Raw genomic sequence first — 14,408 nt, forward strand, 5'->3', positions numbered from 1 at the left:
TCACGGCACCCGCACGGGCCGTACGTAGACGACCCTGCCCCGTCCGTATATCGGAACCGATTCCGTGAAGTTGCCTGCCGGTTAAGGCACTTCGGTCAGGGTGCTCAGGTCAGGGCGCTTCGGGCGTCTCCGGGGGGACGACCTGCTTCTCCTCCGCGAAGTGGCAGGCGGAGTCGTGCTTGGCGGGGCTGTCGGTGAGGCGGAAGACGGCCGGGACGGCGAGGAGCGGGACCTCCAGCTCGCACCGCTCCTGGGCCTTCCAGCAGCGGGTGCGGAAGCGGCAGCCGGAGGGGATGTTGGCCGGGGAGGGGACGTCCCCGGTGAGGATGATCCTTTCGCGGTGGGCGCGCGCCTCGGGGTCGGGGACGGGCACGGCGGAGAGCAGCGCCTGGGTGTAGGGGTGGGTGGGGTGGTCGTAGATCTGGGTGTCGGTGCCGATCTCGACGATCCGGCCGAGGTACATGACGCCGACGCGGTCGGAGATGTGCCGGACGATCGACAGGTCGTGGGCGATGAAGACGTACGACAGGGAGAACTCGGTCTGCAGGTTGTCGAGGAGGTTGACGACCTGCGCCTGGACGGAGACGTCGAGCGCGGAGACCGGCTCGTCCGCGACGATGATCTCGGGCTGGAGGGCGAGGCCGCGGGCGATGCCGATGCGCTGGCGCTGACCGCCGGAGAACTGGTGCGGGTACCGGTTGATGTACTCCGGGTTCAGACCGACGACGTCGAGCAGCTCCTGCACCTTGCGGCGCCGGTCGCCCTTCGGGGCCACCTCGGGGTGGATGTCGAAGGGCTCGCCGATGATGTCGCCGACCGTCATGCGCGGGTTGAGCGAGGTGTACGGGTCCTGGAAGACCATCTGGATGTTGCGGCGGACGGCCTTCAGCGCGCGCGGCGAGAGTCTGGTGATGTCCTCGCCCTTGTAGCGGATGCTTCCGGAGGTCGGCCGTTCCAGGTTGACCAGCATCTTGGCGACGGTGGACTTGCCGCAGCCGGACTCGCCGACGATGCCGAGGGTCTCGCCGGCGGCGAGGTCGAAGTCGACGCCGTCGACGGCCTTGACGGAGCCGACCTGCTTCTTGAGGAGGATGCCCTGCGTCAGCGGGTAGTGCTTGTGGAGGTCCCGGACCTCGAGGATCGCCTCAGCCATGGAGGCACTCCTTCCAGAAGTGGCAGGCGCTGGCACGGGGTACGGGCGATTCGGTGACGTCGTACAGCGGGGGGACGTCGGTGCGGCACCGGTCCCGGGCGAGCGGGCAGCGCGGGTTGAAGGAGCAGCCGGGCGGGATGGCGAGCAGGTTGGGCGGGAGGCCCTTGATCGCGTAGAGCTCCTGGCCCTTCTGGTCCAGGCGCGGGATGGAGTCGAGCAGGCCCCGGGTGTAGGGGTGGGCGGGGGCCTTGTAGATCTCGTGGACGGGCGCCTGCTCGACGATCTTGCCGGCGTACATGACGGCGATCTTGTCCGCGACGTCGGCGACGACGCCGAGGTCGTGGGTGATGAGGATGAGGCCCATGTGGAGCTCGCGCTGGAGCTCGGCGAGGAGCTCCATGACCTGGGCCTGGACGGTGACGTCGAGGGCGGTGGTGGGCTCGTCGGCGATGATCAGTTCGGGTTCGAGGGCGAGCGCCATCGCGATCATGATGCGCTGGCGCATGCCGCCGGAGAACTGGTGGGGGTACTGGCCGACGCGTTCCTTGGCGGCGGGGATGCGGACCCGGTCCATCAGCTCGACGGCCTTGGCCCGGGAGTCCTTGCGCGACATCCCCTTGTGGACCTGGAACATCTCGCCGAGCTGGTCGCCGACGCTGAGGACGGGGTTGAGGGAGGACAGCGCGTCCTGGAAGATCATCGCCATCTTGGCGCCGCGGATCTTGCGCCGTTCCTCCTCCTTGAGCTTGAGGAGGTCCTGCCCCTGGAAGAGGATCTCGCCGCCGCTGATCCTCCCGGGCGGGATGTCGAGGATGCCCATGACGGCCTGCGCGGTGACGGACTTGCCGGAGCCGGACTCGCCGAGGACGGCGAGGGTCTCGCCGGCGTTCACCGAGTAGTTGACGCCGTTGACCGCCTTGGCCACCCCGTCACGGGTGTGGAACTCCACGTGCAGGTCGCGCACTTCGAGCAGCATGGGTCCCTACCTCAGCTTGGGGTCGAGGGCGTCGCGCACCGCGTCGCCGAGCATGATGAACGCGAGCACGGTGACGGCGAGCGCGCCGGCCGGCCAGAGCAGCATGTGGGGCGCGTTGCGGATGTACTGCGACGCCGAGGAGATGTCGATGCCCCAGGAGACGGTCGGCGGCTTCAGCCCGACGCCGAGGTACGACAGGGTCGCCTCCAGGGCGATGTACGTGCCGAGGGCGATGGTGGCGACGACGATCACCGGGGCGATGGCGTTCGGCGTGATGTGCCGGAGCATCATCCGGGAGTTGGAGGCGCCCAGCGCCCGGGCGGCCTGGACGTAGTCGTTCTGTTTGGCGGTGATGACGGAGCCGCGCGCGATGCGGGAGAGCTGCGGCCAGCCGAGCAGCACCATGAAGCCGATGACCGGCCAGACGGTGGAGCTGGTCACCACGGACAGGAGCACGAGGCCGCCGAGGACGACGGGGATGGCGAAGAAGACGTCGGTGAGCCGGGAGAGGATGCCGTCCCAGGCGCCGCCGAAGAAGCCGGCGAGTCCGCCGAGGATGCCGCCGAGGACGGCGACGCCGAGGGTGGCGAGGACGCCGACGGTCACGGACGTCCGGGCGCCGTAGACCGTACGGGTGTAGACGTCGCAGCCCTGGCCGTTGAAGCCGAAGGGGTGGCCGGGCTGGGAGCCCTCCTGGGCCTTGGACAGGTCGCAGTCGAGGGGGTCCCCGGAGGCGATCAGCGAGGGCCAGATGGAGATGACGACCAGGAAGAGGATGACGAGCCCGGAGACGATGAAGACGGGGTTGCGGCGCAGGTCGTGCCAGGCGTCGGACCAGAGGGAGCGGGGCTTCTTGTCGGGACCGGTTCCTTCGGGTCCCCCGGGTGTCTTCTCCAGCGTCTCCGCCTCCGCCGTGCCGAGGTCGGAGGCGCCGCCGGCGCCGGTGGAGGCGATGGCGCGCCCTTCCTCTCCGTACGACTCAAGGGGCTCAAACGGCTCAGGCATAGCGGATCCTCGGGTCAAGGACGGCGTACAGGAGGTCGACCAGGAGGTTGGCCAGCAGGAAGACCAGGACGAGGACGGTCACGAAGCCGACGACCGTCTGGGTGTTCTGGCGGACGATGCCCTGGTAGAGCTGGTAGCCGACGCCGTGGATGTTGAAGATCCGTTCGGTGACGATGGCGCCGCCCATGAGCGCGCCGACGTCGGCGCCGATGAAGGTCACCACGGGGATGAGGCTGTTGCGCAGCAGGTGCCGGCCGACGACCCGGCGGCGGGGCAGGCCCTTGGCGACGGCGGTGCGGACGTAGTCGGCGCGCTTGTTCTCGGCGATCGAGGTCCGGGTGAGCCGGGTGACGTACGCCAGGGAGACGGAGGCGAGGACCAGGCCGGGGACGATGAGCTCGTCGAAGGTCGCCTCGGACGAGACGGCCGGATTGATCCAGCCCCATTCGACGCCCAGGAGGTATTGGACGAGCAGGCCGGTGACGAAGGTGGGGACGGAGAGGACGACCAGGGTCAGCAGCAGGACGGTGGTGTCGACGGGGCGGCCGCGCTTGAGGCCGGTGACGACGCCGAGGCTGATGCCGATGACGATCTCGAAGACGATCGCGACGATGGTGAGCCGGATGGTGACCGGGAAGGCGTTGGCCATCAGCTCGGTGACGGGCTGGCCGTTGAAGGCGGTTCCGAAGTCACCGGTGAACACGTTGCCCATGTAGGTCAGGTATTGCTGCCAGACCGGCTTGTCGAGGCCGAACTCCTTCTCCAGCTGGGCGGCGGTCGCCGGGTCGCAGGCGCGGTCGCCGCAGAGTCCGGCGATGGGGTCGCCCATCACGTTCACCATCAGGAAGATCAGCAGCGTGGCGCCGAAGAAGACCGGGATCATCTGCAGCAGCCGCCGGATCACGTATCGACCCACGGAGGCCTCCAGGGTGGGTGGGTTGCGGGACGGCGTACGGCCCGGCGCGGGGATCCGCGGCCCGGGCCGTGCACCGCCGGACTGCTACGGCCTCACTTGACCTTGATCTGGTCGTAGACCGGGACGCTGAAGGGGTTGAGGGTGACGTTCGAGACCCGCTCCGAGTAGCCGGCGCTGCCGTTCTGGTACCAGAGCGGGATGGCGGCCATGTTGTCGCGGACGACCCCCTCGGCCTGCTGGAAGAGCCCGATGGCCTTCGCGGTGTCGGACTCGGCGTTGGCCTCGTTGATGAGCTTGTCGAACTCGGGGTTGGTCCACTTGCCGTCGTTGGACGAGGCGTTGGTGTAGTACAGCGGCTGGAGGAAGTTCTGGATGAGCGGGTAGTCCATCTGCCAGCCGGCGCGGAACGGGCCCTTCATCTTCTGGGTGCTGACCTGGCTGCGGAAGTCGGCGAAGGTGCCGATCGGGTTGCCGACGCAGGCCCTGTTGTTGCCGAGAGCGTTGTTGATGGAGTTGCAGACGGCGTCCACCCACTCCTTGTGGGAGCCGGTGTCGGCGTTGTACGAGATCGTCATCGTGCCGCCGGGGATGCCGCCGCCCTCGGCGACGAGCTTCTTGGCCTGGGCCGCGTCGTACTTGCAGAAGTCGCCGCAGACGTCCTTGTAGCCGCCCTCCTCGCCGAGCACCGGGGAGGTCCAGTCGACGGCGGGGGTGCGGGTCTTCTGGAAGATCGTCTCGGTGATCTGCTGACGGTTGATCGCCATGGAGAGGCCCTGCCGGAGCTTCTCCTGGCCCGGCTTGTTCCACGCGGGGTCGTAGAACGGGAAGGAGAGGGTCTGGATGATGCCGGCGGGGACGTTGATGTACCGGTCGCCGAGGTCGGCCTGGACGTTCTTGAGCTGCGAGGCGGGCACGTCGTCGACGAGGTCGAGGTTGCCGGCCGTCAGGTCCGTGTAGGCGGTGTTGTTGTCCGTGTAGACCTTGAGGGTGATGCCGCCGTTCTGGGCCTTGTCGGTGCCGGGGTAGGCGTCCCACTTCTTGAGGACCATCTGGGAGCCCTTGGAGTAGGAGTCGACGGTGTACGGGCCGTTGCCGACGGGCTTCGAGAGCCAGCCGGCGTGGTCGGTGTAGAACGCCTGCGGGAGCGGCGAGAAGGCCGCGTATCCCAGGGTGATGGGCCAGGTGGAGAACTTCTGGGTGAGCTTGACCGTGAAGGTCTGGGGTCCGGTCACCTTGAGGCCGGACATGGTCTCGGCGGTGGGCTGGCCCTTCTCGGGGTGGACCTGGTCGTAGCCCTCGATCTGGCCGAAGAAGGCGGCGTTCTTCTGGTTGTTCTTGAGATGGGCGCCGTAGTTCCAGGCGTCGACGAAGGACTTGGCGGTGACCTTCTCGCCGTTCGAGAAGGTCCAGCCGTCCTTGACCGTGATGGTGAAGTTCATCGAGTCGGTGGTCTCGATCTTCTCGGCGAGCATGTCCTTGGCCTCGCCGGTCTTCGGGTCGTACTGCTTGAGCCCCCGGAAGATCATGGAGAGGACCTTGCCGCCCTGGACCTCGTTGGTGTTGGCGGGCTCCAGCGGGTTCTGCGGGTCGCCCCACGAGGAACTCACGGTTCCGTCGGCCCCTCCGCCGCCACCGCCGCTGTCGCCGCCGCCACAGGCCGTCGCCGCGAGGGCGACGGCGGTGGCCAGTGCGGCCCACTTGGCGTGCGTGGCTCCGCGCATGGAGTGCCTCCCGAATGTCCTAAGCCTGACTTAGGCCCCAATATCACCCGATATTGACGGGGGTGCACTTCGATGGCGGCCGGACGGACGCCCCCGGGACGGCCGGGACGTCCCACCGGCCGCCGGCACGGCGAAGGGCGCCCCCGTTCCGTACGTACGGAACGGGGGCGCCCTTCTGCGTTCAGTGCGTCAGTGCACCGGGACGACCTGCTTCTCCTCGGCGAAGTGGCACGCCGAGAAGTGGGCGGCCGGGGTGTCCTCGCCCTGGAAGCGCTGCGGGACCGCGAGGACCGGCACCTCCTGCGCGCACTTCTCCTGCGCCTTCCAGCAGCGGGTGCGGAAGCTGCAGCCCGACGGCGGGTTGGCCGGCGAGGGGACGTCACCGGTGAGGATGATCCGCTCGCGGTGGGCGCGGGCCTCCGGGTCCGGCACCGGCACCGCGGAGAGCAGCGCCTGGGTGTACGGGTGCGTCGGGTGCTCGTAGATCTGCTCGTCCGTACCGATCTCGGCCATCTTGCCGAGGTACATGACGCCGACGCGGTCGGAGATGTGCCGGACGATCGACAGGTCGTGCGCGATGAAGAGGTAGGACAGGTTGAACTCGTCCTGCAGCTTCCCCATCAGGTTGATGACCTGCGCCTGGACGGAGACGTCCAGGGCCGAGACCGGCTCGTCGCAGATGATGATCTCCGGGTTGAGCGCGAGGCCGCGGGCGATGCCGATGCGCTGGCGCTGACCGCCGGAGAACTGGTGCGGGTACCGGTTGATGTACTCCGGGTTCAGACCGACGACGTCGAGCAGCTCCTGCACCTTGCGGCGCCGGTCGCCCTTCGGGGCCACCTCGGGGTGGATGTCGAAGGGCTCGCCGATGATGTCGCCGACCGTCATGCGCGGGTTGAGCGAGGTGTACGGGTCCTGGAAGACCATCTGGATGTTGCGGCGGACGGCCTTCAGCGCGCGCCCGGACAGCTTGGTGATGTCCTGGCCCTTGTAGAAGACCTCGCCGGCGGTGGCCCGCTCCAGGTTCATCAGGAGCTTGGCGACCGTGGACTTGCCACAGCCGGACTCGCCCACGATGCCGAGGGTCTCGCCCTGGTAGAGGTCGAAGGAGACCCCGTCCACGGCCTTGACCGCGCCGACCTGCTTCTTGAAGAGGATGCCCTGCGTCAGCGGGAAGTGCTTCTTCAGGTTGCGCACCTGGAGGATCGGCTCGCCGCGGCCCACGGGGGCGTCGAGGGCGGCGGCCACGGCCTCGTCGTTCTTGCTGAGGTCAGCCATGGATCGTCTCCTTCCAGAAGTGGCAGGCGCTCTTGCGGCCCGGGAGATCCGCGCCGTCCCGCTCGGTGACCGGCACCAGGGCCGGGATCTCCGTGCGGCAGATGTCGTCGGCCTTGGGGCAGCGCGGGTTGAAGGCGCAGCCGCTGGGCACCTTGAGCAGGTTGGGCGGCAGGCCCTTGATCGCGAAGAGCTCCTGGCCCTTCTGGTCCAGGCGCGGGATCGAGTCCAGCAGACCGCGGGTGTAGGGGTGGGCCGGGCGCTTGTACAGCTCGTGCACCGGCGCCTGCTCGACGATCCGGCCGGCGTACATCACGGCGATCTTGTCCGCGACGTCGGCGACGACGCCGAGGTCGTGGGTGATCAGGATCAGACCCATGTTGTATTCCTGCTGGAGCTCCGCGAGGAGGTCCATGACCTGGGCCTGGACGGTCACGTCGAGAGCCGTGGTGGGCTCGTCGGCGATGATCAGGTCCGGCTCCAGGGCGAGCGCCATGGCGATCATGATGCGCTGGCGCATGCCGCCGGAGAACTGGTGGGGGTAGTCGGAGACCCGCGCCTTGGCGGCGGGGATCTTGACCTTGTCCATCAGCTCGATGGCCTTGACCTTGGCGTCCTTCTTGGACAGGCCCTGGTGGACCCGGAACATCTCGCCGAGCTGGTAGCCGACGGTGAGGACCGGGTTGAGGGAGGACAGCGCGTCCTGGAAGATCATCGCGATCTTCCGGCCGCGGATCTTCCGGCGGTCCTCCTCGGACATCTTCAGCATGTCCTCGCCGCGGAACAGGATCTCGCCCTGCGGGATCTTGCCGGGCGGCATGTCGAGGATGCCCATGATGGCCTGCGCGGTGACGGACTTGCCGGAGCCGGACTCGCCGAGGACGGCGAGGGTCTCGCCGGCGTTCACCGAGTAGTTGACGCCGTTGACCGCCTTGGCCACACCGTCACGGGTGTGGAACTCGACGTGCAGGTCGCGGACTTCGAGCAGCGGGGCGGTGTGGTCGCCGTCGCGCGGCGCGGGGACGGCCGCGGTCTTGTCGATGATGCTCATCTGTTACGCCCTCCTCAGCGCAGCTTGGGGTCGAGGGCGTTGCGGACGGCTTCGCCGAGCATGATGAACGCCAGGACGGTGATGCTCAGCATGATCGAAGGCCACAGCAGCACGTGCGGAGCGATACGGATCTGGGCGACGCCGGCGGAGATGTCGACGCCCCAGGAGACGGTCGGGGCGGCGAGGCCGAGTCCGAGGAAGGACAGGGTGGCCTCGGCCGAGATGTAGCCGCCGAGCGCGATGGTCGCGACGACGATCACGGGGGCCATGGCGTTCGGCAGGATGTGCTTGAACAGGATCCGGGTGGTGCCGGCGCCGAGGGCCTTCGCCGCGTGGACGTAGTCGGCCTGCTTGACCGTGATCACGGCACCGCGCATGACGCGGGTGATCTGGGTCCAGCCGAGGAACGCGAGGGCGAAGACGACGACCCAGACGGTCCGCTCGACGAAGGCCTGCAGGACGACCATGGCGCCGAGCAGGAAGGGGATGCCGAAGAAGACGTCGGTGACACGGGAGAGCACCGCGTCGACCCAGCCTCCGAAGTAGCCCGAGATCATGCCCATGATGCCGCCGACGATCGTGACGATCGCGGTGACCGTGATGCCGACGATGATCGAGGCGCGGGTGCCGTGGATCAGGCGGGCGTAGACGGAGCGGCCCTGCTGGTCGTAGCCCAGCCACTCGGGCGAACCGACATTGCCCAGCTCGGGCTTGCTCAGGAAGTGGTGCACCAGGTCGCCGGCGGTCGGGGACGCGCTGGTGAAGAGGGTCGGCCACGCCGAGATCAGCAGCAGCAGCGCGATCAGGGCCGACGAGATGATGAAGTACGGGTTGCGGCGCAGGTCGGCCCAGGCGTCGCCCCAGAGGCTACGGGCCTTCTCCTGCTTCGCAGCCGGCGCGGACGCGTCCACGGAGGGGGGCGCGACGGCATCCTCGACGGCGGCTGCGGTCTTGGTCACGTCAGGCATACCGGATCCTCGGGTCCAGGACCGCGTACAGCAGGTCGATGAGCAGGCTGGTGACGAGGTAGACGATCACCAGGATGGTGACGAGGCCCACCAGGGTCGAACCCTCGCGCCGGGAGATCGACTCGGCGATGACGCCGCCGACTCCGTGGATGTTGAAGATCGCCTCGGTGACGACCGCGCCGCCCATGAGGGCGCCGATGTCGGTGCCGAGGAAGGTGACCACGGGGATCATCGAGTTGCGCATCAGGTGGACGCCGATGACCCGGCGCTTCGGCAGGCCCTTGGCGACGGCCGTGCGCATGTAGTCGGCGCGCAGGTTCTCCGCCATGGACGTACGGGTGAGCCGCGCCACGTAGGCGAGGGAGAGGCCGCCGAGCACAATGGCCGGAGCGATCATCTCGCTGAGCACGGGCTCGGTGCTGACGTTCGGCGCGATCCAGCCCAGGTTGAAGGCGAACACCATCTTGATGATGTAGCCGAGGACGAAGACCGGGATCGAGATGATCAGCAGGGTGAAGATCAGGATCAGGTTGTCGGCCAGGCGGCCGGCGCGCAGACCACCGACGATGCCCAGGCCGATGCCGAAGACGAGCTCGATGGCGAACGCCAGGGCGGCCAGCTGGAGCGTGATGGGGAACGCGTCGCCCAGCACCTCGGTGACCGGCAGTCCGTTGCGGATCTGGGTGCCGAAGTCGAGGTGAAGGACCATGTCCCGCATGTACGTGACGTACTGCACCGGCAAGGACCTGTCGAGACCCAGCTCGTGGCGCTTCGCGGCGAGCGTCGCCGGGTCGGCGCCCTTGTCGCCGAACATCGCCAGCACGGGGTCACCGGGCAGGCTGTGCACCATGAGGAAGATCAGCAGGGTTGTCCCGAGGAATACCGGGATCATCTGGAGCAGTCGTCGTGCGACATAACGCCCCATCATGCCTCCGTTGAGATGTGACAGCGCAACCGACGGGCCCTCCCCCGACGGCGTGCCCGGATCCGGGCACGCTGGTGTCGTGGAAGGGCCCCCCAGCCGCTGCGTAAGGCACCGAAACGGGACTGACGATCCGTCAGTCCCGTGACGGTGTGCGGACTACGCTTGGGTGATTACTTCTTGACCTCGACGCCGGTCAGGATCGGGTCGCCGTCCTGGCCGTAGGCGACACCCGAGACCTTCTCGGAGAAGCCCGCGTTGACCTTGTAGTACCAGAGCGGGATGGACGGCATGTAGTTCTTGAGGTCCTTCTCGATCGCCTGGTAGGCCTTGACGGACTCGTCAAGGGTCTTGGCGGAGTCGGCCTTCGCGATCTTGGCGTCCAGCTCCTTGTTGGAGAAGTCGCCCTGGTTGCCGCCCGCACCCGTGCGGAACAGGTCCGAGATGAAGTTGGCGTTCACCGGGTAGTCGAGCACCCAGCCGGAACGGTAGAGCGACTTGACCTGCTTGGTCTTACGGGCGGTCAGGTCGGCCTGGAAGTCCGGCTTGCCGTCGCCCACGCACTGGACGCTGGTGGCCTGCTGGATGGAGTTGCAGACAGCGTCCACCCACTCCTTGTGGCCACCGTCGGCGTTGAACTGGATGGAGATCTTGTTGCCGGGGACGCCGCCGCCGGCCTTGATGAGCTCCTTGGCCTTGGCGGGGTCGTACTTGGTGACGCCGTTGCCGCCGTCCTCCTGGAAGCCCAGGACGCCCTTCGCGACCCAGCCGGTCGCGGGCTCACGCGTGCCGTTCAGCACCGTCTTGGTGATGGTGGCGCGGTCGATCGCCATGGACAGACCCTGGATGACGCGCGGGTCGATCTGCTTCGGCTTCTTCCACTGGTCGGCGTAGAAGGCGACGGCGATGGTCTGGATCGCGGAGTACGCCTGGTCCACGGCGCGGTCGCCGAGGTCCTGGCGGTAGACCGGGAGGTCCTTCGGCGCGATCTGACGCAGGACGTCGACGTTGCCGGACTTCAGGTCCTCGTACGCGGCCTCGAGGGTGGTGTAGTTCTTGAAGACCACACCGCCGTTCTTCGCCTTGTTCGGGCCCTTGTAGCCGTCGAACCGGGTGATCTCGATCTTCTTCTTGTGGTCCCAGCTCTTGAACTTGTAGGGACCGTTGCCGACCGGCTTCTGGCCGCCGGCGACCGGGTCCTTGTAGAAGGACGCCGGGAGCGGGGCGAAGACGATGTAGGCGAGCTTGTGGCCGAAGTACGGGACGGCCTTGGTGAGCTCGATCGTGAAGGTGTTCTCGTCGACGACCTTCAGACCCTCGAGCTTGTCGGCGGTCTGCTTCGCGCCCTCGGCGTCCGGGTGGACCTTGTCGTAGCCCTTGATGTCCGCGAACCAGGACGCGAGGCCCTGGGCGTTCTTCAGGCTGGCGTTCCAGTTCCACGCGTCCACGTAGGACTTGGAGGTGACCGGGGTGCCGTCGTGGAAGGTCCAGCCCGGCTTGAGCTTGACGGTCCAGGTCTTCGAGTCCGTCGTGGTGACCGACTCGGCGTTGATCATCTCCAGGGAGCCGTCGGCCTTGTAGTCGACCAGGGTCGAGAACAGGCCGGCCATGACGGCGGAGCCGTTGGACTCCATCGTGTCACCGGTGAGCAGCGGCTTCTCGGGCTCGCCCAGCTCGACGGAGAAGATTCCGTTCGGGTCAACAGCGCCCTTGGCGTCGTCGCCGGTCCCGCTCTTACCCCCGCCACAGGCGGTCGCAGCAAGGGCGACGATGATCGCGCCCGTTACCCACTTGGCGCTCTTGGCACCGCGCATGGGTTCCTCCTCATGAGTCCACTTTGTCACTACAAGAGGGGCACTCCGAGTTTCGCCGACACCCCTGACGGCTTTGGACTCAAGTGCCCCGAGTGTGCTCGTGAGTCGGCACTCCCCACAGTGCGTGACCCATTGACCCGAGCTCAATGGAGCCAACTATTAAGTACGTCCGGGCTGTAAACCACACTTAAGCGGTCTCGTTTTGACAACATCACCGGGCCCTGAGTGACCGAAATCCGGACAAAATGAGCACAGACAGACACGCCCGAAACGGACTGTTAACACACGTACCGGAGAGCGATCGCCGATATGCGGACACTCGGTCACCGAAATGGAGTTGACGGAACTTGACGAAAAGCCCGGACCCCCACAGTGCCTGTGGGGGTCCGGGCTCCGGTGCTGACGTCGTGTCAACCGCGAGCGGCGAAGATCACAGAAGCGTGATCTACCCCGCCGTCATCGGCCGTATGCGACCTTACTCAGCCGTTCTTGGCGCGGGAAGCGGAACGGCCGCGCTCCTTCTGGTCCAGGACGACCTTGCGGATGCGCACGGCCTCCGGGGTGACCTCGACGCACTCGTCGTCGCGGCAGAACTCCAGCGACTGCTCCAGGGAGAGCTTGCGCGGCGGGACGATCGCCTCGAAGGAGTCGGCGGAGGAGGAGCGCATGTTGGTGAGCTTCTTCTCCTTGGTGATGTTCACGTCCATGTCGTCGGAGCGGGAGTTCTCACCGACGATCATGCCCTCGTAGACCTCGGTGCCCGGGTCCACGAAGAGGACGCCGCGCTCCTGGAGGTTGGTCATCGCGAAGGCGGTGACCGCACCGGCGCGGTCGGCGACCAGCGAACCGTTGTTGCGGGTCTGCAGCGGGCCGAACCAGGGCTCGTGGCCCTCGTGGATCGAGTGGGCGATGCCCGTGCCGCGGGTGTTGGTGAGGAACTCCGTACGGAAGCCGATGAGGCCGCGGGACGGCACGACGAACTCCATGCGGACCCAGCCGGAGCCGTGGTTCGACATGTTGTCCATGCGGCCCTTGCGGACGCCCATGAGCTGCGTGACCGCGCCCATGTGCTCCTCGGGGACGTCGACCGTGAGGCGCTCGACGGGCTCGTGGATCTTGCCGTCGACCTCCTTGGTGACGACCTGCGGCTTGCCGATGGTGAGCTCGAAGCCCTCGCGGCGCATCTGCTCGACCAGGATGGCGAGCGCGAGCTCACCACGGCCCTGGACCTCCCAGGCGTCGGGACGCTCGGTGTCGAGGACGCGGAGCGAGACGTTGCCGACGAGCTCGCGGTCCAGGCGGTCCTTCACCTGGCGGGCGGTGACCTTGCGGTCCTTGACCGCGGACTTGGCGTCCGCGCCCTTGCCGGTGCCGCCGCGGCCGACGAGCGGCGAGGTGTTGGTGCCGATGACCATGGAGATGGCGGGCTGGTCGACCGTGATCAGCGGCAGCGCGATCGGGTTCTCCGGGTCGGCCAGGGTCTCGCCGATCATGATGTCCGGGATGCCGGCGACGGCGCAGATGTCACCGGGGCCGGCGACCTCGGCCGGCTTGCGGGTGAGCGCCTCGGTCATCATCAGCTCGGTGATGCGGACGTTGGAGATCGTGCCGTCCCGCTTGATCCACGCGACCGTCTGGCCCTTGCGCAGCTCGCCCTGCTCGACGCGGAGCAGCGCGATGCGGCCGAGGAAGTTGTCGGCGTCGAGGTTGGTGACGTGGGCCTGGAGCGGCGCGCCCTCCTCGTACGACGGGGCCGGGACGTGCTCCAGGATGGTGGAGAAGAACGGCTCCAGGCTGTCGGAGTCCTGCGGGACCGTGCCGTCCTCCGGCTTGGTCAGCGAGGCGATGCCGTCACGGCCGCAGGCGTAGACGATCGGGAACTCGATCTGGTCCTCGTCCGCGTCCAGGTCCAGGAAGAGGTCGTAGGTCTCGTTGACGACCTCGTCGATCCGGGAGTCCGGGCGGTCGGTCTTGTTGATGCAGAGGATGACGGGCATCCGGGCCTGGAGGGCCTTGCGCAGCACGAAGCGGGTCTGCGGGAGCGGGCCCTCGGAGGCGTCGACGAGGAGGACGACCGCGTCCACCATCGACAGACCGCGCTCGACCTCGCCACCGAAGTCGGCGTGGCCGGGGGTGTCGATGATGTTGATCGTGATCGGGGCCCCGCCGTCCTTGGGGTGGTACTTCACCGCCGTGTTCTTGGCGAGGATCGTGATGCCCTTCTCACGCTCCAGGTCGTTCGAGTCCATCATGCGGTCGTCGAGCTGCTGGTGGGCGGCGAAGGCACCGGCCTGCTTGAGCATGGCGTCGACGATGGTCGTCTTGCCGTGGTCGACGTGGGCGACGATGGCGACGTTACGGATGTCGTGGCGCGTGGGCATGGGTGGCTTGCGCTTCTCTCGGATCGTGGGAATCGGCGTCAGTTCCTCTTACGCCCGCCGGGCGGACGCGCCACGGCTATGTCCTATGGTACGGGGCCGCCGCGCAAGGGGCTTCCCCGGCCGAGATCCGAGTGGTAATCCTGAGGGTTTTCAAGGGTGTGGGGGGCCGTGCAGGGGGTCGTGCGACCGGGTCAAGGGGCCGACGCGATCCTGCCCGCCGGGATCA

The 14,408-nt window shown here is 67.6% G+C and carries 11 protein-coding genes; all 11 read right to left on the reverse strand.

From position 1 onward, the window contains the following. Positions 1-109: 109 nt before the first annotated feature. The 11 genes from K7G60_RS03815 to typA all read right to left on the reverse strand — a co-directional run bounded on the left by K7G60_RS03815 (position 110) and on the right by typA (position 14,182). The gene (locus K7G60_RS03815; RefSeq protein WP_225799339.1) at positions 110-1,153 is read right to left on the reverse strand and encodes an ABC transporter ATP-binding protein; all 1,044 of its coding nucleotides are present in this window, start codon (positions 1,151-1,153) and stop codon (positions 110-112) included. Then, positions 1,146-2,129 carry an ABC transporter ATP-binding protein gene (locus K7G60_RS03820; protein WP_225799340.1) on the reverse strand — a complete coding sequence of 328 codons (984 nt, stop codon included), beginning with the start codon at positions 2,127-2,129 and terminating at the stop codon, positions 1,146-1,148. Before K7G60_RS03820 ends, K7G60_RS03815 begins: the two co-directional genes overlap by 8 nt. Positions 2,130-2,135: 6 nt before the next feature. Beyond that, on the reverse strand, positions 2,136-3,134 hold the full coding sequence (locus K7G60_RS03825; protein WP_225799341.1) for an ABC transporter permease: 999 nt from the start codon (positions 3,132-3,134) through the stop codon (positions 2,136-2,138). Next, the gene (locus tag K7G60_RS03830) at positions 3,127-4,050 is read right to left on the reverse strand and encodes an ABC transporter permease (protein ID WP_225799342.1); all 924 of its coding nucleotides are present in this window, start codon (positions 4,048-4,050) and stop codon (positions 3,127-3,129) included. Before K7G60_RS03830 ends, K7G60_RS03825 begins: the two co-directional genes overlap by 8 nt. Before the next feature lie 92 nt (positions 4,051-4,142). Continuing rightward, positions 4,143-5,771: an ABC transporter substrate-binding protein gene (locus K7G60_RS03835; RefSeq protein ID WP_225799343.1), complete on the reverse strand. Its 1,629-nt coding sequence runs from the start codon at positions 5,769-5,771 to the stop codon at positions 4,143-4,145. Positions 5,772-5,960: 189 nt separating this feature from the next. Further along, positions 5,961-7,049, reverse strand: a complete 1,089-nt coding sequence (locus K7G60_RS03840) for an ABC transporter ATP-binding protein (RefSeq protein ID WP_225799344.1) — start codon at positions 7,047-7,049, stop codon at positions 5,961-5,963. Beyond that, entirely contained in the window at positions 7,042-8,097 is a 1,056-nt protein-coding gene (locus K7G60_RS03845) for an ABC transporter ATP-binding protein (RefSeq protein ID WP_225799345.1), read from the reverse strand. The genes K7G60_RS03840 and K7G60_RS03845 overlap by 8 nt, the downstream gene beginning before the upstream one ends. Before the next feature lie 14 nt (positions 8,098-8,111). Next, complete coding sequence (locus tag K7G60_RS03850; protein WP_225799346.1) at positions 8,112-9,065, reverse strand: ABC transporter permease; 954 nt, start codon at positions 9,063-9,065, stop codon at positions 8,112-8,114. Next, complete coding sequence (locus tag K7G60_RS03855) at positions 9,058-9,990, reverse strand: ABC transporter permease (RefSeq protein ID WP_225799469.1); 933 nt, start codon at positions 9,988-9,990, stop codon at positions 9,058-9,060. Before K7G60_RS03855 ends, K7G60_RS03850 begins: the two co-directional genes overlap by 8 nt. A 170-nt stretch (positions 9,991-10,160) precedes the next feature. After that, positions 10,161-11,801: an ABC transporter substrate-binding protein gene (locus tag K7G60_RS03860; RefSeq protein WP_225799347.1), complete on the reverse strand. Its 1,641-nt coding sequence runs from the start codon at positions 11,799-11,801 to the stop codon at positions 10,161-10,163. Positions 11,802-12,280: 479 nt separating this feature from the next. Continuing rightward, entirely contained in the window at positions 12,281-14,182 is a 1,902-nt protein-coding gene (typA, locus tag K7G60_RS03865; protein ID WP_225799348.1) for a translational GTPase TypA, read from the reverse strand. Between the last annotated feature and the right edge of the window lie 226 nt (positions 14,183-14,408).

It is taken from the genome of Streptomyces sp. NK15101 (assembly GCF_020400725.1).
In the GTDB taxonomy this organism is placed as follows: Bacteria; Actinomycetota; Actinomycetes; order Streptomycetales; family Streptomycetaceae; genus Streptomyces.